Source organism: Bradyrhizobium sp. dw_78 (genome assembly GCF_018449525.1).
Taxonomy (GTDB): Bacteria; Pseudomonadota; Alphaproteobacteria; order Rhizobiales; family Xanthobacteraceae; genus Bradyrhizobium.
In genome coordinates, this window is the sequence record NZ_JAAVUS010000005.1 from 401,375 (window position 1) to 420,506 (window position 19,132).

At 64.2% G+C, this 19,132-nt stretch carries 22 protein-coding genes; 14 read left to right on the forward strand and 8 right to left on the reverse strand.

Going from position 1 to position 19,132, the window contains the following annotated elements; genetic code table 11:
* Window positions 1-67 precede the first annotated feature (67 nt).
* Window positions 68-904 carry an XdhC/CoxI family protein gene (locus HB630_RS16245; protein WP_213773259.1) on the forward strand — a complete coding sequence of 279 codons (837 nt, stop codon included), beginning with the start codon at window positions 68-70 and terminating at the stop codon, window positions 902-904.
* 9 nt (window positions 905-913) lie between these two features.
* Window positions 914-1,369 carry a carbon monoxide dehydrogenase subunit G gene (locus tag HB630_RS16250; protein ID WP_213773260.1) on the forward strand — a complete coding sequence of 152 codons (456 nt, stop codon included), beginning with the start codon at window positions 914-916 and terminating at the stop codon, window positions 1,367-1,369.
* 99 nt (window positions 1,370-1,468) lie between these two features.
* On the opposite strand, the gene HB630_RS16255 is transcribed toward HB630_RS16250, so the two are convergent.
* The 6 genes from HB630_RS16255 to HB630_RS16280 all read right to left on the reverse strand — a co-directional run bounded on the left by HB630_RS16255 (window position 1,469) and on the right by HB630_RS16280 (window position 7,031).
* The gene (locus HB630_RS16255) at window positions 1,469-2,422 is read right to left on the reverse strand and encodes a ribose-phosphate pyrophosphokinase (RefSeq protein ID WP_213773261.1); all 954 of its coding nucleotides are present in this window, start codon (window positions 2,420-2,422) and stop codon (window positions 1,469-1,471) included.
* A gap of 162 nt (window positions 2,423-2,584) precedes the next feature.
* On the reverse strand, window positions 2,585-3,232 hold the full coding sequence (locus tag HB630_RS16260; protein WP_213773262.1) for a hypothetical protein: 648 nt from the start codon (window positions 3,230-3,232) through the stop codon (window positions 2,585-2,587).
* Window positions 3,233-3,441: 209 nt separating this feature from the next.
* Window positions 3,442-4,209, reverse strand: coding sequence for a peptidoglycan editing factor PgeF (gene pgeF, locus HB630_RS16265; protein ID WP_213773263.1), 768 nt, complete (start codon window positions 4,207-4,209; stop codon window positions 3,442-3,444).
* Window positions 4,206-5,330: an SAM-dependent methyltransferase gene (locus HB630_RS16270; RefSeq protein ID WP_213773264.1), complete on the reverse strand. Its 1,125-nt coding sequence runs from the start codon at window positions 5,328-5,330 to the stop codon at window positions 4,206-4,208. Before HB630_RS16270 ends, pgeF begins: the two co-directional genes overlap by 4 nt.
* Window positions 5,327-6,196: a prolipoprotein diacylglyceryl transferase gene (lgt, locus tag HB630_RS16275; RefSeq protein WP_213773265.1), complete on the reverse strand. Its 870-nt coding sequence runs from the start codon at window positions 6,194-6,196 to the stop codon at window positions 5,327-5,329. The genes HB630_RS16270 and lgt overlap by 4 nt, the downstream gene beginning before the upstream one ends.
* Window positions 6,197-6,296: 100 nt before the next feature.
* Window positions 6,297-7,031 carry a dienelactone hydrolase family protein gene (locus HB630_RS16280; RefSeq protein ID WP_213773266.1) on the reverse strand — a complete coding sequence of 245 codons (735 nt, stop codon included), beginning with the start codon at window positions 7,029-7,031 and terminating at the stop codon, window positions 6,297-6,299.
* Between the two features lie 206 nt (window positions 7,032-7,237).
* Here HB630_RS16280 and HB630_RS16285 point away from each other — a divergent pair, with 206 nt between their 5' ends.
* The 4 genes from HB630_RS16285 to ychF all read left to right on the forward strand — a co-directional run bounded on the left by HB630_RS16285 (window position 7,238) and on the right by ychF (window position 10,534).
* Window positions 7,238-7,522 carry an accessory factor UbiK family protein gene (locus HB630_RS16285; protein ID WP_213773267.1) on the forward strand — a complete coding sequence of 95 codons (285 nt, stop codon included), beginning with the start codon at window positions 7,238-7,240 and terminating at the stop codon, window positions 7,520-7,522.
* 264 nt (window positions 7,523-7,786) lie between these two features.
* Complete coding sequence (locus tag HB630_RS16290; RefSeq protein ID WP_213773268.1) at window positions 7,787-8,503, forward strand: 50S ribosomal protein L25/general stress protein Ctc; 717 nt, start codon at window positions 7,787-7,789, stop codon at window positions 8,501-8,503.
* 131 nt (window positions 8,504-8,634) lie between these two features.
* The gene (gene pth / locus HB630_RS16295) at window positions 8,635-9,246 is read left to right on the forward strand and encodes an aminoacyl-tRNA hydrolase (protein WP_213773269.1); all 612 of its coding nucleotides are present in this window, start codon (window positions 8,635-8,637) and stop codon (window positions 9,244-9,246) included.
* Between the two features lie 190 nt (window positions 9,247-9,436).
* Window positions 9,437-10,534 (forward strand): redox-regulated ATPase YchF, encoded by a 1,098-nt coding sequence (ychF, locus tag HB630_RS16300; protein WP_213773270.1) that lies wholly within the window; start codon window positions 9,437-9,439, stop codon window positions 10,532-10,534.
* Between the two features lie 252 nt (window positions 10,535-10,786).
* On the opposite strand, the gene HB630_RS16305 is transcribed toward ychF, so the two are convergent.
* Window positions 10,787-11,080 (reverse strand): DUF4282 domain-containing protein, encoded by a 294-nt coding sequence (locus HB630_RS16305; protein ID WP_213773271.1) that lies wholly within the window; start codon window positions 11,078-11,080, stop codon window positions 10,787-10,789.
* Window positions 11,081-11,281: 201 nt separating this feature from the next.
* On the opposite strand from HB630_RS16305, the gene HB630_RS16310 reads away from it, so the two are divergent.
* The 3 genes from HB630_RS16310 (at window position 11,282) to HB630_RS16320 (ending at window position 12,562) form a co-directional block, all read left to right on the forward strand.
* Window positions 11,282-11,749, forward strand: a complete 468-nt coding sequence (locus tag HB630_RS16310; protein WP_213773272.1) for a MaoC family dehydratase — start codon at window positions 11,282-11,284, stop codon at window positions 11,747-11,749.
* Window positions 11,749-12,231 (forward strand): MaoC family dehydratase, encoded by a 483-nt coding sequence (locus HB630_RS16315; RefSeq protein WP_213773273.1) that lies wholly within the window; start codon window positions 11,749-11,751, stop codon window positions 12,229-12,231. The genes HB630_RS16310 and HB630_RS16315 overlap by 1 nt, the downstream gene beginning before the upstream one ends.
* Window positions 12,232-12,412: 181 nt before the next feature.
* Window positions 12,413-12,562 (forward strand): hypothetical protein, encoded by a 150-nt coding sequence (locus HB630_RS16320; protein ID WP_213773304.1) that lies wholly within the window; start codon window positions 12,413-12,415, stop codon window positions 12,560-12,562.
* A gap of 171 nt (window positions 12,563-12,733) precedes the next feature.
* Here HB630_RS16320 and HB630_RS16325 read toward each other — a convergent pair whose 3' ends face one another.
* Window positions 12,734-13,537: an N-formylglutamate amidohydrolase gene (locus tag HB630_RS16325; protein ID WP_213773274.1), complete on the reverse strand. Its 804-nt coding sequence runs from the start codon at window positions 13,535-13,537 to the stop codon at window positions 12,734-12,736.
* Between the two features lie 97 nt (window positions 13,538-13,634).
* Between HB630_RS16325 and HB630_RS16330 the strand changes: the two genes are divergently transcribed.
* The 5 genes from HB630_RS16330 to HB630_RS16350 form a co-directional block, all read left to right on the forward strand.
* Complete coding sequence (locus HB630_RS16330; RefSeq protein ID WP_213773275.1) at window positions 13,635-14,525, forward strand: transglutaminase family protein; 891 nt, start codon at window positions 13,635-13,637, stop codon at window positions 14,523-14,525.
* Window positions 14,526-14,527: 2 nt separating this feature from the next.
* Window positions 14,528-15,340 (forward strand): transglutaminase family protein, encoded by an 813-nt coding sequence (locus tag HB630_RS16335; protein ID WP_213773276.1) that lies wholly within the window; start codon window positions 14,528-14,530, stop codon window positions 15,338-15,340.
* A gap of 58 nt (window positions 15,341-15,398) precedes the next feature.
* The gene (locus tag HB630_RS16340) at window positions 15,399-15,812 is read left to right on the forward strand and encodes a gamma-glutamylcyclotransferase family protein (RefSeq protein WP_213773277.1); all 414 of its coding nucleotides are present in this window, start codon (window positions 15,399-15,401) and stop codon (window positions 15,810-15,812) included.
* A gap of 246 nt (window positions 15,813-16,058) precedes the next feature.
* Complete coding sequence (dnaG, locus tag HB630_RS16345) at window positions 16,059-18,080, forward strand: DNA primase (protein ID WP_213773278.1); 2,022 nt, start codon at window positions 16,059-16,061, stop codon at window positions 18,078-18,080.
* 338 nt (window positions 18,081-18,418) lie between these two features.
* Window positions 18,419-19,132 (forward strand): RNA polymerase sigma factor region1.1 domain-containing protein (locus HB630_RS16350; RefSeq protein ID WP_276571604.1); only part of this gene is annotated, 714 nt, incomplete at its 3' end.

The window sequence follows — 19,132 nt, forward strand, 5'->3', positions numbered from 1 at the left end:
CCCCGCAAGGGGGGAGGAAGTTCGCGCGTCCCGTGTGGCCGCAGTTCGATCTGACAGGAGCACCCCGATGACCGCTCATGTCGAAGTATTGGATCTCATCGCGCAAATGAAAGCAGCGGAGCAGGCGTTCGCGCTCGCCACCGTGGTGCGCACGGTGTCGGTGACCGCGGCCAAAGCCGGCGCCAAGGCGATCATCCGGCCCGACGGCAGGATCGTGGCCGGTTGGATCGGCGGCGGTTGCGCCCGTGGCGCGGTCCTGAAGGCGGCGCGCGAGGCGCTTGCGGACGGCGAGCCGCGCATGGTCTCGGTGCAGCCGGAAGACATGCTGGCCGAACTCGGCGTCAAGCCGGGCGACAACCGCGACGGCATCCGCTTCGCCAGCAACATGTGTCCGAGCAAGGGCACCATGGACATCTTCGTCGAGCCAGTGCTGCCGCATCCGGCGCTGGTCATCTTCGGCGCCAGCCCGGTGGCGATGGCGCTGGCGTCGCAGGCGCGGCAATTCGATTATCACGTCACGCTGGCTGCGCCTGCTTCCGATCTTTCGGTCGCGCCCGACGCGGATGTGCTGGTCGACGGCTTTGCGGCCGGCGAACTCCATCAGGCCAAGCGTTTCGTCGTGGTCTCGACGCAGGGCAAGGGCGACGAGGCAGCGCTTCGCGCGGCGGTCGCGATCGATGCGCCCTATCATGCCTTCGTCGGCAGCCGCCGCAAGATGGCGTCGCTGCGCGAGAAGCTGGCTGCTGCAGGCGTCGCTCTTGAGGCGATCGACCGCGTCAAGGCGCCGGCCGGCCTCGATCTCGGCGCTATCACGCCGGAGGAAATCGCGATGTCGATCCTGGCTGAGATCACCGTCGAGCGCCGCCGCGGCCAGCGCGATCTTTCTCTCGTCAAAAGTAGCTGAGGACCCACCATGCAGATGAACGACAGCCAGCGCATTCCCGCACCGAGGCAAAAGGTGTGGGCGGCGCTCAACGATCCCGACGTGCTGAAGCAGTGCATTCCCGGCTGTCAGTCGCTCGACATGTCCTCGCCGACCGAAATGACCGCGACCGTGGTGTTCAAGGTCGGGCCGGTGAAGGCGACCTTCGGCGGCAAGGTGACGCTGTCCGATCTCGATCCGCCGAACGGCTACCGCATCTCCGGCGAGGGATCCGGCGGCGTTGCCGGCTTTGCCAAAGGCGGCGCCACCGTACGGCTGGAAGCCGAAAGTCCCGACGTCACGATTCTTCACTACGAAGTAGACGCGCAGATCGGCGGCAAGCTCGCACAGCTCGGCGGACGGCTGATCGACTCGACGGCGAAGAAACTGGCCGGCGAGTTCTTCGCTTCATTCGGCAAGGTGGTCGGCGGGGCGGAGGTGGCTTAGGAACCACCGTCATTCCGGACGGCGCGAAACGGCGATCCGGAATCTCGGGATTCCGGGCTCGGCTTTGCGAGCCGCCCCGGCATGACGGCATCCATCTTCTTAGTCGAACAGGCTCGACACCGACTCTTCGGCTGCCGTGCGGCCGATCGCTTCCGCAATCAATCCGGAGATCGACAGCGTGCGGATATTGGCGGCTTTGCGAACCGCTTCGGTCGGCATGATTGAATCGGTGATGACCAGCTCCTTCAGCTTGGAGCCGGTGACGCGCGCGGTCGCGCCGCCCGACAGCACGCCGTGGGTGATGTAGGCGTAGACTTCCTTGGCGCCGTTGGCGAGCAGCGCATCGGCGGCGTTGACCAGCGTGCCGCCGGAATCGACAATGTCGTCGACCAGGATGCAGGTGTAGCCGGCGACGTCGCCGATCACGTTCATCACCTCGGATTCGCCGGCGCGTTCGCGGCGCTTGTCGATGATCGCGAGCGGCGCGTTGATGCGCTTGGCAAGCCCGCGGGCACGCACCACGCCACCGACATCGGGCGACACCACCATGACGTTGGCGAGATCGAAGCGTTCCTTGATGTCGCGCACCATCACCGGCGAGGCATAGAGATTGTCGGTCGGGATATCGAAGAAGCCCTGGATCTGGCCGGCATGCAGGTCGAGCGTCATGACGCGATCGGCGCCGGCATGGGTAATCAGGTTGGCGACCAGCTTGGCCGAGATCGGCGTCCGCGGTCCGGCCTTGCGGTCCTGCCGGGCGTAACCGAAATAGGGCACCACCGCGGTGATGCGGCGGGCGGAGGCCCGGCGCAGCGCGTCGGTGATGATCAGCAATTCCATCAGATGGTCGTTGGCCGGAAACGACGTCGACTGGATCACGAACACGTCGGAGCCGCGGACGTTCTCCTGGATCTCGACGAAGATCTCCATGTCGGCGAAGCGGCGGACGATGGCCTTGGTCGGCGGCAGATGCAGCCAGTCGGCGATTTCCTGCGCCAGCGCGGGATTTGAATTGCCGGCGACCAGTTTGATGGAGCCGTTCTTAGCTGACATCGACGCCTCTCCTCGCGCCTTGTTGGAAACGATGTTCAGCATATCGGAATACCCACGGAACCGGCGACCTCGACGAGCGACGTGATATCAAGGACATGGCTTGGCTGGCAACCCGTCGCGCCGGTTTTCCTGCGCAAAACGACCACCGAGGCTAATCAGGCGTCAACGGGCGGCATAGCTCAGGGCGCTGGCGCCGGCTTCATCCGCCGACGGCGGCGACGGCTCGGCGCTCGCCACCGCGGGATCTCCTTTATCCGGGGCTGCGGCCGGGGGCGGTGCGGCCGCCGGCGCGGTTCCATTGACCATGTCGGTCAGCCCGCTGAAGCCGGCCTGCGCGATTTTCCGCAACAGGAGGTCGTCGGCGGCCGCCCAGGCGTCGCCTGTGGCCCTGCCGGCCGGTTCCTCGCCGGACAGGCGTAGCGCGCGCTGCTGATTGGCGTCATAGACGTCCCAGACCCAGGCGATCGTGGTCCGGCCGTGGTTGACTTCGGCGGCGAGATAGCTGCGCACGCGATAGGAGGCCTGGCCTTCGCGGGACACGATGGAAAGGTTGCGCAGCTTGGATTCGCTGTTGAGCACACCAACCATGCGGTCGAACACTTGCGGCGGCGGGCCGTCGATCGATTCGAAGGTGACGGTCGGTCCGTTGCTATGGCCGCCGCCATTGCCGGCCATCGCGTAGGCGTCGCTGACGGCCCCGCTGCCGGCGCATCCGCCGAGCGCGCCGGTCATGGCCAACAAGGCTACTGCCAGCGCGGCGCGTGCAGCCGTCCGGCTGATCCGGACTCGAATGAATGACGCATCCCTCATTACCTCCAGCGATATCGTTAAAATGCATTAAGGTCTAGGGCAGCGCTCTCACAAAGGTAAACGGGCCTTAATATCTGGCCCCCGGCGGCGAAATCCGCACCAGTTTGAAACAGCTGCGCTGGATTTTGATTTGACGCGTTTTCCTCACGCGAACCGGAGGCCACCCCGGATCAGGTCTGGGCAGGCTTTCGCTCGAAAACGCTCTCGCCTCAAGGCTCCAGCGCGATCGCATGGACGTGGCGGCCGTAATCCGGCTCGTTGCGATGCACCGAGCGGCGGTAGCTGTAGAAGCGCTCATCGGAATAGGTGTCGATGCCGGTATCGTCGATCATCAGCACGCCGGCATTTTCCAGCCGCAGCCGGATGAAGCCGGCGAGGTCGAACATCGAATGACCCGCGCGCACCGACGGCATGAAAAACCGCCCGTTCTCGGCGTCGGCCTCGATGAAGCGTTCGACGAATTCGCCGCCGACCTCATAGCTCTGCTGGCGGATCAGGGGGCCGATCGCGGCGATCATGCCGCCGCGCGCGGCACCCAGTTTTTCCATCGCGGCGATGGTGGATTCCAGCACGCCCGACAGCGCACCCTTCCAGCCCGCATGCGCGGCGCCGATCACGCGGGCGTTCGCATCGGCCAGCAGGATCGGTCCGCAATCGGCCGCGGTGGCGCCGATCGCAAGGCCCTCGGTACGGGTGACGATGGCGTCGGCGCGCGGCCGCGACGCGGTGTCCCAAGGGAGCGTGGCGACCACGGCGTCGGGCGAATGAGTCTGATGCACGGTGAGGAAATGCGCGGGTGCGACGCCCATCTGCTCCGCCATCCGGCGGCGGTTCTCGGCGACGTGGGCGGGATCGTCCTGCGAACCGACGCCGGCATTGAGGCCCGCATAGATGCCCCCGGAGACGCCGCCTTCGCGCGAGAAGAACGCGTGGCGCAGGCCGGGAACGGCGGAAAGCAACGGCGATGTCAGCATCATCGGGGCCCCGTCTGTTCGTTCGGCTCGTCGGCGAAGCCCGCCAGCGGTGGGAGATGCGGTCCCGAGATCGCCAGCACCTTGAACATCGAGCCCATGCCGCCCCGTCCGCCGCCGATCAGCCGTTTCAGCGCGGTCGAGATATCCTGTGAGATTTCGGGCGAGGCCTTCGCCATCAGGCCGACGGCACGGGTTTCGATGCCGAGGCGCCTGAGGAAATCGCCCTGCGACACCGGGCCGTGGACGCGCGCGCCGAGATCTTCCGCAGCGTGCGCCAGCGCCTGGAAATCGACATGGGCGGTGACATCGGCCTGGCCTGGATTCTGCAGCGGATCGGTGAAACTGTGGCGGGAGATCGCCTGAAACGTATCGCCGGCGTCGCTGCGCAGATGACCGTAATCGACGATCAGCGCCGCGCCTTTCTGGTCGCGCACGCGCCGTGCGAGCTTCATGATCTCGGTATCGGGCCGCCATTCGAACACCGCGCCGAGCGGCGCGCCGCGGACCAGCGGCGGCAGCAGCACCTCGAATCCCGGCAAGGGATCGGGCGCGACGCCGAACGCCAATTGGCCGTCGCTGTCGAGCTCGACCGTGCGTTCGTGCCAGCCGGTCTCGCGCTTCACCGCCTGATGCACCGGCAGCACGTCGAAATATTCGTTGGCGAGAATGACGCAGGGGCCGCTGGGCACCTCGTCGATCGTGTTGTGCCAGGCGACGTTGCGCACACCGTGAAGCGCCGCCTTCTGCTTCTCGCGCAGCACCGGATTGATTTCGACCAGATGAATGCTGAGCGCCTGGTACATCGGCGGCAGCACCCGCAGCGCGCGCAGCGCATCCGCCATCATGGTGCCGCGGCCGGGGCCGAGCTCGATCAGCCGGAACACCGACGGGGCTCCGATCGCCTTCCATACCGACGCCGACCATAATCCGAGCAGTTCGCCGAACATCTGGCTCACTTCGGGCGCGGTGATGAAATCTCCCTCGCGTCCCAGCGGATCGCGGGCGCGATAATAGCCATATTCGGGATGGGTCAGGCAGATCTGCATGTAGCGCCAGACCGGGATCGGTCCCGACGAATGGATCATCCTGCTGAGTTCGGACGCGAGCGGCGAAAGTTCAGTCACGGCGTGCCTTGATGCGAACCGGGGATATGGGAGCCGGGGACGTGCCTCGGAAATTTACCGCGCCATGCCATCCACATCATGGTCGCTCCCGCGATCACCATCGGCGCCGACAGCAACATGCCCATGGTCAGCCCGCCCCACAAAAATCCGAGCTGTGGGTCGGGTTCGCGGAAGCATTCGCCGGCAATACGGGCGAGGCCGTAAAATGCGATGAAGCTGCCCAGGATCAGGCCCGGCCGCTTCAACGCGCCGCTGCGGATCATGATCGCCAGTATCGTGAACAGCACGATCCCTTCCAGCGTCGCCTCGTAGAGCTGGCTCGGATGGCGCGGCAGCGGGCCCCCGGTGGGAAACACCATCGCCCAGGGCAGGGAAGGATCCGCCGGGCGGCCCCACAATTCGCCGTTGATGAAATTGGCGATCCTGCCCAGGAACAATCCGATCGGCCCGACCGCGGTGGTGATGTCGCCGAGCGACAGGATCGGAATGTCATTCTTGCGGGCAAACCAGATCACCGCGGTGACGCAGCCGAGAAAGCCGCCGTGAAACGACATGCCGCCCTTCCACAGTTCGAAAATCTCAGCGGGGTTCTGGAGGAAGAACGGCAGGTTGTAGAACAGCACATAGCCGGTGCGGCCGCCGAGAATGATGCCGACCGTGACCCACAGGATGAAGTCGTCGAGTTGCAGGAGCGTGATCGGCGCTGGCCCGCCCCAGCGCTTGTCGTTCTTGAGCAGCGCGCGCGCATAGATCCAGCCGATGACGATGCCGCCGATATAGGCCAGCGCATACCAGCGGATCGCGATCGGTCCGATCGCGATCGCGATCGGGTTGAAGGTCGGAAAGGCGATGGCGAGGAAGGGCATCAAGTCCTATAGCGTTGTCGAGCGAAAGCCTGCCCCGGACCTGATCCGAAGTGGCTTCCGGTTCGCGTGAAGAAAACGCGTCAAAACCACAACGTAAAGATCAGGCCGAGAGGTTGCGGCGGTAGAGCGCCAACAGCCGCTCCCAATGCCGTTCCGCCGCGTCGCGGTTATATACCGGCCGCTTCGGAAAGGCGAAGCCGTGATGGGTGCCCGGATAGATCTCCACCTCGGCATTGGCGCCGTTCATGCTTTGCCTGACCTTCTCGACGACTTCCGCCGGCGCGTAGATATCGGTCTCGGCGCAGCCGAAATAGAGCTCGGCTTGGGTCTTGCCGGCCGCGAGATGCGGGCTTTCCGGCTCCTCGGTCGCAAGATGCGTTCCATAGATCGAGGCGGCGGCCTTGACGCGATCCGGAAAATGCGTGGCGGCGTTGATGGCATAGCGGCCGCTCATGCAGTAACCGACCGCGCCGATCATGTCCTTGCGCGCAGCGGCCTGGCCCTCGGCGTAAGCGAGCAGCCCGCGCGTATCCTCCATTACCATGGGAATGTTGATCGAGGCCATCAATTCGAACATGCGCTTGCGCTCGGGCGAGTTCGGATCGGCCGGCAATTGGCCAAGCTCCATCACCCCGGAGCGGTAATAGAGGTTCGGCAACATCACGTAATAGCCCGAGGTTGCCAGCCGGCGCGCCATGTCGCGCAGTTCTTCGCGGATCGCGGGCGCGTCCATGTAGAACAGGATGATGGGGTGCGGGCCGCCACGCTCGGGATGGCTGATGAAAGTGGTGGTGCGGCCGTCTTTGGTGGGAATCTCGATCTGGTGGTCGATCATGGGCGTTTCTGCGGCTGTCGTGATTCTGGTTTTGGGGCTGGCGGCGGAATACGATTGCAAGGAAACCGCAACATGACAAGGTAATCGGGGCTTTGGCGAGGCATGGCGGCCTTGAACCGCGCGGAATGGATCGCCATTGTGTTATGACGTCATGCTATCATGACGGTTTATGATGGCGGCCAACGCAGCGACCGGAGCATCCGAGAATGACCCAGACCACCAATCGCTTCTTCGATGAGATCGGACGCCTGATGAACGATGCCGCCGGCGCCGCCCAGGGCGTGAAGCGGGAGGTCGATGCGGTGGTGCGCAACCAGGCCGAGAAAATCCTGCGCGACCTCGACCTCGTCAAGCGCGAGGAGTTCGAGGCAGTCAAGGAGATGGCGCGGCTGGCGCGGGAGGAAAACGACGCGCTGAAGACGCGCCTCGCCGTGCTGGAGGCCAAGCTCGGGGTGTCGCCGAATACCGGCAGCACGAAGACAGACGGTTAGGGGCAACGATCGCCTCTCCCCGTCATGGCCGGGAGCGCAGGCAAGTTCACGTCGTCTGCGCAAGGCAGACTACGACGCCCGGCAAGGACGGCAATGGAGCTGTTGCCCGGGCCAAGAAAATCCCTTCATTTCCTTGTCATTTCCGGACTTTGCGGCTAGAACGCCGCCACGTCCGCAGCCCCCGCACCCCTGGAGGCTTGCTGCGGAGTGAGCAAATGGGCCGCGATGCGGCCTTTAACTTTTTAAAAACAAGGACTTAACGCAATGGCGACCGTCAAGGAATTGAAGGCGACCACACGTTCGAGCAGCGGCAAGGGGGCCGCCCGGGCTGTGCGTCGCGCCGGGAGAGTGCCCGGAGTGATCTATGGCAACAACCAGCCCCCCGTGACCATCTCGGTCGACGACGCCGAACTGCGCCAGCGCATCCTGGCCGGCCGGTTCCTCACCACGATCTATGACATCGATCTGGAGGGCAAGAAGCACCGCGTGATTCCGCGCGACTTCCACCTCGATCCGGTGCGCGATTTTCCGATCCATGTCGATTTCATGCGGCTCGGCGAAGGCGCCACCATCCGCGTCAGCGTGCCCCTGCACATCCAGAACGCGGAAAGCGCGCCTGGCGTGAAGCGCGGCGGCACCGTCAACATCGTCACCCACACTCTCGATCTGGAATGCTCGGTCGATAACATTCCGCAATTCATCGAGGCCGATGTTGGCAGCCTCGAGATCAGCCATTCGCTGCATCTGTCCGACGTCAAGCTGCCGACCGGCGTGAAATCGCTGTCGCGCGAGGATGCGACGCTGGTGACCATCGTGCCGCCGTCGGGTTACGCCGAAGAGCAGAAGGCTGCGGCCACTGCTGCTGCCGGTGGCGCCGCCGCGGCGCCCGGTGCTCCGGCCGCAGGCGCGGCTGCGGCGCCGGCCGCTGCTCCCGCAGCGGGCGCCAAGGCGCCCGCCGGTGGTGGCGACAAGAAGAAGTAAACGCGCATGATCCGCCAAAGTGTGAGCGGTTTGGCGAAAGATCATGCGTCGATTTATGAGTTGGCGCGCGATCGGACACAAAACCGGCGATCACTTTTGCCGATCGCACGCTAGCCGCGGGATGCCGCGTCATGCTGCTGTTTGTCGGTCTCGGCAATCCCGGCGCGAAATACGCGCATAACCGGCACAATATCGGCTTCATGGCCGTTGACGAGATCGCGCGGCGTCATGGTTTCGCACCCTGGCGCCGCCGTTTTCAGGGCGAGACCTCCGAAGGCACGCTTGATGGCGAACGGGTGGTGCTGCTGCGTCCCGCGACGTTCATGAACGAGTCGGGGCGCGCGGTTCAGGAAGCGGCAAACTTCTTCAAGCTCGGCGTCGGCGAGATCATCGTGTTTCAGGATGAACTCGAACTGCCGCCGGGCAAGCTGCGCGTCAAGCTCGGCGGCGGTATCGCCGGCCATAACGGGCTGCGTTCGATCTCGGCTCATCTCGGCAATGACTATCGCCGGGTGCGGCTCGGTATCGGTCATCCCGGCGTCAAGGAGCTGGTGCATGGCCATGTGCTGTCGGATTTCGCCAAGAGTGACCGGCCATGGGTCGAAGCGCTCTGCGAAGCGGTTGCCGATAACGCCGGATTGCTGGCCAAGGGCCACGACTCGACGTTCCAGAACAAGGTGCATCTGGCGATGCAGGCCAAGGGATTCACTTCAAAGGAAGAGGGCGGCGGGAAGCCGGACTGATTTCTCGCGGCTTGTGCAAGGACAACATGCTCTGCCGTCATGCCCGGCCCTGTGCCGGGCATCCACGTGTTTTCTTTCTTAAAGCGGTGAACGAAAAAGACGTGGATGGCCGGGCGTAGGCGAGCGAAAGCGACGCCGTTCTTCTAACGGCTATGCCCGGCTATGACGAAGCAAAAATATCGAGGCTGAAATGGGATTCAAATGCGGTATCGTCGGATTGCCTAACGTCGGCAAGTCGACGCTGTTCAACGCGCTGACCGAGACGGCGGCGGCGCAGGCGGCGAATTATCCGTTCTGCACCATCGAGCCCAATGTCGGCGAGGTCGCGGTGCCGGATCCGCGGCTCGACAAGCTCGCCGCCGCCGCCAAATCAGGGCAGATCATTCCGACGCGGCTGACCTTCGTCGATATCGCGGGCTTGGTGCGCGGCGCCTCCAAAGGCGAAGGCCTCGGCAATCAGTTCCTGGCCACCATCCGCGAGGTCGATGCGATCGCGCATGTGGTGCGCTGCTTCGAGGATTCCGACATCACCCATGTCGAAGGCAAGATCGCGCCGCTCAGCGACATCGATACCATCGAGACCGAATTGATGCTGGCCGATCTCGACAGCCTAGAAAAGCGCGTCGACAACCTAACCAAGAAGGCCAAGGGCAACGACAAGGACGCCAAGGAGCAGCTCGATCTCGTCAACCGCACGCTGATCCTGCTGCGCGACGGCAAGCCGGCGCGCGCGCTTCAGCGCAAGCCCGACGAAGAGCGCGCCTTCGGCATGCTGGGATTGCTCACCTCGAAGCCGGTGCTGTACGTCTGCAACGTCGAGGAAAGCGCCGCCAAGGAAGGCAACAACTTTTCACAACAGGTGTTCGAGCGCGCCAAAAAGGAAGGCGCGGTCGCGGTCGTGATCTCGGCCAAGATCGAATCCGAGATCGCGACCCTGTCGCGCGAGGAGCGCACCGACTTCCTCGATACGCTCGGGCTGGAGGAAGCCGGCCTCGATCGCCTGATCCGTGCCGGCTATCAGCTCCTGGACCTCATCACCTATTTCACCGTCGGCCCGAAGGAAGCCCGCGCCTGGACCATCCACCGCGGCACCAAGGCGCCGGCCGCGGCCGGCGTGATCCATACCGATTTCGAAAAGGGCTTTATCCGCGCCGAGACCATTGCCTATGAGGATTATGTGTCGCTGGGCGGCGAGGCCGGCGCGCGCGACGCCGGCAAGCTGCGGCTGGAAGGCAAGGAATATGTCGTCGCCGACGGCGACGTCATGCATTTCCGGTTCAATACATAGTCCTGGGGCAACGTAGCGACAGGCAACGAGGCTCCGTCATTCCGGGTTGGTCCGAAGGACCAGACCCGGAATCTACGGTTCAGCAGATAAGGTGGCAGAATAGATTCCGGGCTCGTGCCTGACGGCCCGCCCTGGCATGACAGAGTCTGAATTGTCACGCGGAGCCTGTGATCGGGCCGTGCCCGGCGCGGATCCGGCGGCACCATCCCGGAATCACGATCACGACTGCGTCCCTTGCAATATCGTCCCTGCCTATTTCATCCCGCCCTGGTCGCGGATCGCGCCGAGATGCTCGTTGATGCGGAACACGATCAGGACGAGTTCAGCGGCGATGCGCGAGAAGATAATTCCGACGATCACGCCAGTGATGGAATAAAGCACCGCAAGAAATCCGCCGAACGGGCTCACCGCCATCATGGCTAACCCTGAGAAAATTCCGGAAATGCCGAACAGCGCGATCAGGACGATGACCAGCCAGTAGAAGGTCTTGATGATCGTGGGCGTGATGAAGCGGTCCCATTGAAACAGATCCTGAAAATCAAACATCGCCCGTTCTCCCCCACAAGCCGAATGGAATTCGCGTCTGCCCCTGACGGCACAGGCCCTAGCTCTGAATGTCGTCTTGGGCAAGCCGGGAACGAGCACCGAGGCGATGCGTGACCGCAGAAGACGAGCCATGTCCCCGGGCGGCTTGAGATTGCTGTAAAGTGCGGCCACAATCGGGCCTTCCTTCCGGCATCCCCAGCCATGACGCTCACTTTCGAAGATTTCAAACCCGGTCATCTCGGCACGTTCGGGCCGCGCCATGTCACGCGCGAGGAGATCCTCGCTTTTGCCGCCGAGTTCGATCCGCAGCCGATGCATCTGGACGAGGAGGCGGCCCGGCACTCGATGCTCAAGGGCCTGTCGGGCTCGGGCTGGCACCTCGGTTCGATCATGATGCGGATGATGTGCGACGGCTTTATCGGCCGCGCCGCCTCGCTGGGATCGCCCGGAATCAATGAACTGCGCTGGCTGGCGCCGTTTCGGCCCGGCGACGACCTGACCCTCGATGTCGAGGTCACGGAGGCGCGCCTTTCGCGCAGCCGTCCCGAAACCGGCATCGTGACGTTCAAATGCATGATGCGCAACGCGGCCGGACAGGTCCTGTGCGAGATGGTGTCGCCGATCCTGATCGGACGGCGCGCCGGCGCCGCAGCGGAGACCAGCGCCTGATGCGTTTCTTCGAGGATATCGCGGTCGGGGACCGGCGCGAACTGGGATCGTTCACCTTCACCGCCGAGCTGATCAAGAAATTCGCGGCGCAATTCGACCCGCAGCCCTTTCATCTCGACGAGGAAGCCGGACGCCAATCGCTGTTCGGCGGCCTGGCGGCGTCGGGCTGGCATGTCGGGTCGGTCAGCATGAAACTGCTGGTGGCCGACGGCCAGCGCCAGGCGGAGGAAGAGGTGGCGCGCGGCGAGAAGGTTGCGGTCTGGGGGCCTTCGCCGGGGTTTCGCGAGTTGCGCTGGATCAAGCCGGTGCTGGCGGGCGACACCGTCAGCTTCGCCACCGAGGTCGAGTCGCTGCGGCCGTCGGAGTCGCGCCCCGAATGGGGCATTCTGCAGGCCCGAAACATCGGGACCAACCAGCGCGGCGAACGCGTGTTCTCGATGCTGGTGATCGCCTTCGTGCCGCGGCGGAGCGGCGGCGTCTGAAATCGGGACCGGTTGACGCGCGGGCCGGAAAACATCCGCAATATGGTTACTATTTGGCTTACGGCGACCGGATTGTTGCCATGCTCGGTTGTCATCACGCGCGCTGCGGAACGATTTTTTTGCTAACGCATTTTGAACGTTGTGCCTGCCATAGTCGGCGCGGGTGAAGAAAAGACAGGGGATGACGATGGCGGACCGCGGCAGCTTGAAGCTCGTCGGTTTTATTTTCGCGACCGTGACGCTGGCGGTGATGCTGACCACTGGAATGGTGGTGAAGGGATATGCCGATGGCGCCTACTCGCTCGAGGCCGCGTCGAGCGGCGGCGAATAGGCTAGAGCGTGATCGGTTCTGATTGAATCAGGACCGAAGCTCTGGATTGTTGTTTCGACGCGTTTTCTTCACGCGAACCGGTATCCACTTCGCTAACCATACGCCGCGATGCGGCGCTTTCGGACGCAGCGCTCCCGAGCGAAGCGGGGCCTTGACGCGGCGACACCAAATCTAGATCAGCCGCTCCTTCCGCAGCACGGCTTCGATCTCGCCAAAAACACGCGCCAGCCGTTCCGCCCATTGTTGCTGGCCGGCCTGATCGGCGATCAGATCCTGGCGGATCTCGATCCCTGAATTCATCAGGCCGCGCGCCTCGCCATGCACGGGGATGGTGTAGTCGGTCGCATCGCTCACCGCGTAAGGCTCGTTGTCGCCGACCACCAGATCGGCCTCGGCGCGCAAATGCTTGAGCAACAGCGGCGGCAGTTTGGTGTCGCGATGATAGAGCGTGCCGATATGCCAGGGCCGCGCGATCCCCGCATAGACCGGCGTGAAGCTGTGCAGCGACACCAGCAGCGTCGGCAGGCCGTTGCGCAAACGTTCGTCGATCACCTCGTTGATGCGCCGGTGATAGGGCTCGAAGATCTGTGCCCGCCGCGCTTCGGCCGCCTCGCGCGCGATGCCCTCGTTGCCGGGAATCGTGGTGGCCTCGCTGATGAGCGGGATCGAGCTTGCGGCGCCCGGCGGCCGGTTGCAGTCGATCACAAGGCGCGAATAGCGCTGCGCGACCAGATGCGCGTCGAGATGGTTCGACAGCGTTTCCGCGACGCCGGCGATGCCGACGTCCCACGCGATGTGGCGGGTCAGTTCGCTTTCGGGCAGCCCGAGATCGCCAAGCCGGCGCGGGATCAGCCGGCCGTAATGGTCGCAGGCGAGCAGGAATGGCGAACGTCCCGTTTCATGGCGTTCGTGGACCGGAGGAACCTCTTCGCTGCCGAGGAGTCGTGATATGCCGCTGACGCCGTTCAAAATCATTCTCTCGCGTGTTGCCTATCTAAGCGGCATACCGGCCTGGAAATGAGCAGCGGTCAGTATAGATTAGATGGCCCGAATTGACGATGATTGCCCGACGATGCCGCTACTGACCGTTCATCACAAGACCCTTTATCGCTACACCCACCCGGTGGCGTTCGGCGAGCATCGCATCATGCTGCGCCCGCGCGACAGCCATGACCTGCGCCTGCTGTCGAGCGATCTCGAGATCGTGCCCGAGCCGGCGTCGCTGCGCTGGATCCACGACGTGTTCGGCAACAGCGTCGCGATCGCGACCTTCGACCGGCGCGCGCAGACCCTGTCGTTCACCAGCACCGCCACGGTCGAGCACAACCCGGCCGACGAATTCGCGCTGACCGCCGACGATCCCGCCTATTTCTATCCGTTCCTCTACGACGAGGAGGAATTCCCCGATCTTGCTCAGTTCATCACGCCGCAATATGGCGATCCCAACGGCGAATTGTCGGCCTGGGCGCGGCAATATCTCTATGCCGACGGGCCGACGCCGACATTCAACATCCTGAGCGGCATGACGCACGGCATCCGCAACAGTTTCGCCTACCGCAAGCGGCACGAGCAGGGCACCCAGCATCCGCTCGATACGCTGCAGACGGGATCGGGCACCTGTCGCGACTATGCGCTGTTCATGATCGAGGCGCTGCGGCGGCTCGGCATCGCCGCGCGCTTCGTGTCGGGCTATCTGTTCGTTCATGGCGAGCGCGATCAGGGATATGTCGGCGGCGGCTCGACCCACGCCTGGGTCCAGGTCTATCTGCCGAGCGCCGGCTGGATCGAGTTCGATCCGACCAACGGCATCATCGGCACCCGCGATCTGATCCGCGTCGCGGTGGCGCGCGATCCGCGCCAGGCGGTTCCGCTGCACGGCACCTATCTCGGCTCGCCGGATGCCTTTGCCGGCATGGACGTCAGCATCAATGTCGTGGCTGCCTCCGAGGATGCGGGGACCTGAACATGGAAATCAAGGTCGGTTTCGAGATTGCCTATGCCGCGGCGCAGCCGACGCCGATGGTGATCATGCTCTCGATCCATCCCTCGCGCTTTTCCGACATCGTCGGTACCGAAAGCATTGCGGCCGAGCCGAATGTGCCGATCGGCTTTTACCGCGACAGTTTCGGCAATGTCTGCGGCCGGCTGGTGGCGCCCGCCGGCGGCGTGACCTTTCGCGGCAGCGCGCTGGTGCGCGACAGCGGCTTGCCTGATGCGGTGAACCCGGATGCGCAGCAGATTCCGGTCGAGCAACTGCCCGACGAACTCCTGCTCTATCTGATGCCGAGCCGCTATTGCGAGACCGACAAGCTCACCGATATCGCCTGGTCGCTGTTCGGCAACACGCCGCCCGGCTGGGCGCGGGTCCAGGCCATCGTCGAATTCGTACACAACCACGTCACCTTCGGCTATCAGCATGCGCATCACTGGAAGTCGGCGCATGACGTCTATGAGAGTCGCGCCGGCGTCTGCCGCGACTTCGCGCATCTGGCGTTGACCTTCTGCCGCTGCATGGGCATCCCGGCGCGCTATTGCACCGGCTATCTCGGCGATATCGGCGTGCCGCCGGATCCCGCGCCGATGGATTTCTCCGGCTGGTTCCAGGTCTACCTGTCGGGCCAGTGGTACACCTTCGATGCGCGGCATAATCATCCGCGGATCGGCCGCATCCTGATGGGCACCGGCCGCGACGCCGCCGACGTGGCGCTGACCACCAGCTTCGGCCGGATGGACTTGGTGAAATTCTTCGTCGTCACCGACGAGGTCGTGCCGGCGTGAGCCGTCGCCGCACCGTCATTGCTTCGCTTGCGCCCGCAATGACGGTATAACCCAATCCATGACCTCCGATCGTCTCTTCGTTTACGGCACCTTGATGCGCGGCTTCGATCATCCGATGGCGCAATTGTTGTCGCGCAGCGCCGACTTTCTCGGCGAGGCGCGCTGCCGGGGCCGGCTCTATCTGGTGAAGCACTATCCCGGCCTGGTGCTGTCGGATGATTCCGCCGACGCCGTGTTCGGCGAACTGTACCGGCTGCGCCAGCCCAGGGAATTGCTGCGCGAGTTCGACATGTACGAAGCCTGCGGCGAAGGTTTTCCGGAGCCGACCGAATATCTCCGGCAGATGCTGCCGGTCACGTTGGGCGATGGCGCCGCCGGCGAGCCCCAGGTGCTGGAGGCCTGGACCTATGTCTATAACTGGCCGGTAACGCAGCTGCCGCGGATCGCCTCGGGCCGGTTCATGGAGAAATAGCGGAGGCCGTCATTCCGGGGCGCGACGAGGTCGCGAGCCCGGAATCTCGAGATTGTTGCGCGAGATTCTCCGATGCGCAATTGCGCATCTGAGGCCTGGCTCTTCGAGCCGTCCCGGAATGACGGAAGGAGCCCCTGTGAATAGCAGGGGGAGAATCCGATGGTCCTCGTGTTTCGCTCCGGCCGCCCTATAACCATATCCGGTTGGCAGCCGCCCAACACTCCAGACACAGTTCATACCTCTCTCATGCGCTTCACGCCTCAATTCCTCGAAGATCTGCGCGCCCGGCTTCCGGTGTCGGAAGTCGTGGGCAAGCGGGTGAAGCTGAAGCGGGCGGGGCGGGAGTGGAAGGGCCTGTCGCCGTTCCAGCAGGAAAAGACGCCCTCGTTCACCGTCAACGACCAGAAGCAATTCTACCACGACTTCTCGACCGGCAAGCACGGCAACATCTTCGACTTCGTGATGGAGACCGAGGGCGTCTCCTTTCCCGAAGCCGTCGAGCGGCTGGCCTCGATGGCCGGGATGGCGCTGCCGGCGGTGACGCCGGATGCCGCGCGGCACGAGCAGCGCCGCAGGACGCTTTATGACGTGATGGAACTGGCGGCGAAGTTCTTCGCCGACACGCTGGCCTCGCGTCATGGCGCCAAGGCGCGCGGCTATCTCGCCGATCGCGCGATCTCGCCCGCGACGCAAGTGCAGTTCCGGCTCGGCTATGCGCCCGGCGAGCGTTTCGCGCTGAAGGAATATCTGGGCGCGCAGGGTATTCCGGTCGAGGACATGGTCGAAGCGGGATTATTGATCGCGGGCGACGATATCCCGGTGCCCTATGACCGTTTCCGCGACCGCGTGATGTTTCCGATTGCGGATTTGCGCAACCGCATCATCGCCTTCGGCGGCCGCGCGCTGGAGAAGGACGTCGCCGCGAAATATCTGAACTCGCCGGAAACGCCGTTGTTTCACAAGGGCGACAATCTCTACAACCTCAGCCCCGCGCGGCAGGCCGCGCATGACGGCGCGCCGCTGGTCGTGGTCGAAGGCTATGTCGACGTCATCGCCATGGTGACGGCGGGCTTTGCCGCCAGCGTCGCGCCGCTCGGCACCGCGCTGACCGAAAACCAGCTCGCGCTGTTGTGGAAGATGGCGGACGAGCCGATCCTGTGTTTCGACGGCGACCGCGCCGGGCAGAAGGCGGCCTGGCGCGCCGCCGACCTGGCGCTGCCGCATCTGAAACCCGGCAAGAGTCTTCGTTTCGCGCTGTTGCCGGAGGGCCAGGACCCCGACGATTTGGCGCGCTCCGGCGGCCGCGGCGCGATCGAGGAGGTGATCGGGGCCGCGCGCGGCCTCGCCGCGATGGTCTGGTCGCGCGAGATCGAGGGCGGCTCCTACGCCACGCCCGAGCGCCGCGCCGCGCTGGAAGCGCGGATCGGCGAACTCACCAACGGCATCCGCGACGAGGTGGTGCGGCGCTATTATCGCCAGGACCTGACCGAGCGGTTGCAGCGGATGTTCGCGCCGGAGGGCGCGCGCGGCGGCTACGGCCAAAGGAATTATCACGGCAATTATCGGGGAGGCGGCGCCGAATCACCCCGGCGCTTTACCCCCCGCACCGCCGGTGCCGGCGGCCGGTTCGCTTCCGCCGGTCCGAGAGGGCAGGGGATAACTGGACCCTCGGCGCTGGCCCGTGGACCCTACCAGGCGGCGAGCCCCCAGCTGGCCCTGAGCCCGATCATGCGCGGCCAGCGCAGCGCGATCTCGCGCCGGGAGGCCCTGATCCTGCAATCCTTGATTAACCATCCCTGGCTGCTGCACGACCATCTGGAAGAGGTGGCGGCGCTGGAATTGGCTCATCCGGAAAGCCACAAATTGCGCGCCGGAATCATCGCCGCTTTCGCCCATGACCACCACCACAGCCAGGATGTCTCGGAGCAAAGCGAGAAGATGCGCGCCGACCTCGAGGCTGGCGGATTTTCACAAATCCTTCAAAGGGTTGAGCGGGGGATCACGACCTCGGCGGTGTGGGGCGCGCAGGCCCGCGCGGCGCGCGAGGACGTTCTTTCCACCTGGCACCAGCTCGTCTCCTTGCATCGCCAGTGGCACTCCTTACTTAGGGAATTGAAGGACGCCGAGTTGGCCCTGGGCGAGGATGCGAGCGAGGCCAATATGGCGTGGCTGCGGGACGTCAAGGACAGGTTGGCCGCGATGGATGGAACGGAGGCCCTGATCGAGGGCTTCGGCGAATCATCGGGCCGGTTCCAGCGAAGCGTCTGAAAAATGATGCGGACGGCCCCGGCCGGAACCGCGGAAAAGACTCGCCAAACCTATGGTTTGGCTGCAAAAACAGGGTTAATCAAAGCTTAAGAGGTCCGTAGCATTTTCCGGCGAAGTGCAAACCGGTTCGCCGCTGGAAGATGCGACATATCAAAATGCCGCGTATTCTGATGGCACGTCATTTCTGTGGAAGAGGCGCGGGGCTAAGGGGCACGTAACCGGTTGGAGCAATTCGGGGGTGGCGAACGATCAGCGCCGCCCTTTGCGCATCACACGTGACGTTTGGATCGAGGCAGGCGCGGCGACGCATCTGTATGAGCGCGTTTCAGGAGCAATGAATGGCCACCAAGGCAAAGACGCTGCAGGTCAAGGACAAGGAAAAAGACGACAAGGCCGCAGATGCGCCCGAGAAGGATTCCGTCGACGCGCCGTCGCCGTTGCTCGATCTGTCGGATGCCGCCGTCAAGAAGATGATCAAGCAGGCCAAGAAGCGCGGCTTCGTGACCTTCGATCAGCTCAATGAAGTGCTGCCGTCCGACACCACCTCGCCGGAGCAGATCGAGGACATCATGTCGATGCTCTCCGACATGGGCATCAACGTGTCCGAGGCCGACGACGCCGAGAACGAGGAAGAAAAGGACGAGGCCGAGGACGAGACCGACAACGAGCTTGTCGAGGTCACGCAGAAGGCCGTCACCGAGGTCAAGAAATCCGAGCCCGGCGAGCGCACCGACGATCCAGTCCGCATGTATCTGCGCGAGATGGGCACGGTCGAGCTGCTGTCGCGCGAGGGCGAAATCGCGATCGCCAAGCGCATCGAGGCCGGCCGCGAGGCGATGATCGCGGGGCTGTGCGAAAGCCCGCTGACCTTCCAGGCCATCATCATCTGGCGCGACGAACTCAACGAAGGCAAGATCTTCCTTCGCGACATCATCGATCTCGAAGCGACCTATGCCGGTCCCGACGCCAAGAACAACATGAACCCGGCGATGATCGGCGCTCCCGCGAGCGCCGACGGCCGGCCCGCCGAGCTGGGAAGAGAGCCGGGGAGG

What these genes read in the sequence shown, in the direction of transcription:
- HB630_RS16245 (WP_213773259.1), top strand. Translation starts at nt 68, where the DNA reads ATGACCGCTCATGTCGAAGTATTGGATCTCATCGCGCAAATGAAAGCA.
- HB630_RS16250 (WP_213773260.1), top strand. Translation starts at nt 914, where the DNA reads ATGCAGATGAACGACAGCCAGCGCATTCCCGCACCGAGGCAAAAGGTG.
- HB630_RS16255 (WP_213773261.1), bottom strand. Translation starts at nt 2,422, where the DNA reads ATGTCAGCTAAGAACGGCTCCATCAAACTGGTCGCCGGCAATTCAAAT.
- HB630_RS16260 (WP_213773262.1), bottom strand. Translation starts at nt 3,232, where the DNA reads ATGAGGGATGCGTCATTCATTCGAGTCCGGATCAGCCGGACGGCTGCA.
- pgeF (WP_213773263.1), bottom strand. Translation starts at nt 4,209, where the DNA reads ATGATGCTGACATCGCCGTTGCTTTCCGCCGTTCCCGGCCTGCGCCAC.
- lgt (WP_213773265.1), bottom strand. Translation starts at nt 6,196, where the DNA reads ATGCCCTTCCTCGCCATCGCCTTTCCGACCTTCAACCCGATCGCGATC.
- HB630_RS16280 (WP_213773266.1), bottom strand. Translation starts at nt 7,031, where the DNA reads ATGATCGACCACCAGATCGAGATTCCCACCAAAGACGGCCGCACCACC.
- HB630_RS16285 (WP_213773267.1), top strand. Translation starts at nt 7,238, where the DNA reads ATGACCCAGACCACCAATCGCTTCTTCGATGAGATCGGACGCCTGATG.
- HB630_RS16290 (WP_213773268.1), top strand. Translation starts at nt 7,787, where the DNA reads ATGGCGACCGTCAAGGAATTGAAGGCGACCACACGTTCGAGCAGCGGC.
- pth (WP_213773269.1), top strand. Translation starts at nt 8,635, where the DNA reads ATGCTGCTGTTTGTCGGTCTCGGCAATCCCGGCGCGAAATACGCGCAT.
- ychF (WP_213773270.1), top strand. Translation starts at nt 9,437, where the DNA reads ATGGGATTCAAATGCGGTATCGTCGGATTGCCTAACGTCGGCAAGTCG.
- HB630_RS16305 (WP_213773271.1), bottom strand. Translation starts at nt 11,080, where the DNA reads ATGTTTGATTTTCAGGATCTGTTTCAATGGGACCGCTTCATCACGCCC.
- HB630_RS16310 (WP_213773272.1), top strand. Translation starts at nt 11,282, where the DNA reads ATGACGCTCACTTTCGAAGATTTCAAACCCGGTCATCTCGGCACGTTC.
- HB630_RS16315 (WP_213773273.1), top strand. Translation starts at nt 11,749, where the DNA reads ATGCGTTTCTTCGAGGATATCGCGGTCGGGGACCGGCGCGAACTGGGA.
- HB630_RS16320 (WP_213773304.1), top strand. Translation starts at nt 12,413, where the DNA reads ATGACGATGGCGGACCGCGGCAGCTTGAAGCTCGTCGGTTTTATTTTC.
- HB630_RS16325 (WP_213773274.1), bottom strand. Translation starts at nt 13,537, where the DNA reads ATGATTTTGAACGGCGTCAGCGGCATATCACGACTCCTCGGCAGCGAA.
- HB630_RS16330 (WP_213773275.1), top strand. Translation starts at nt 13,635, where the DNA reads ATGCCGCTACTGACCGTTCATCACAAGACCCTTTATCGCTACACCCAC.
- HB630_RS16335 (WP_213773276.1), top strand. Translation starts at nt 14,528, where the DNA reads ATGGAAATCAAGGTCGGTTTCGAGATTGCCTATGCCGCGGCGCAGCCG.
- HB630_RS16340 (WP_213773277.1), top strand. Translation starts at nt 15,399, where the DNA reads ATGACCTCCGATCGTCTCTTCGTTTACGGCACCTTGATGCGCGGCTTC.
- dnaG (WP_213773278.1), top strand. Translation starts at nt 16,059, where the DNA reads ATGCGCTTCACGCCTCAATTCCTCGAAGATCTGCGCGCCCGGCTTCCG.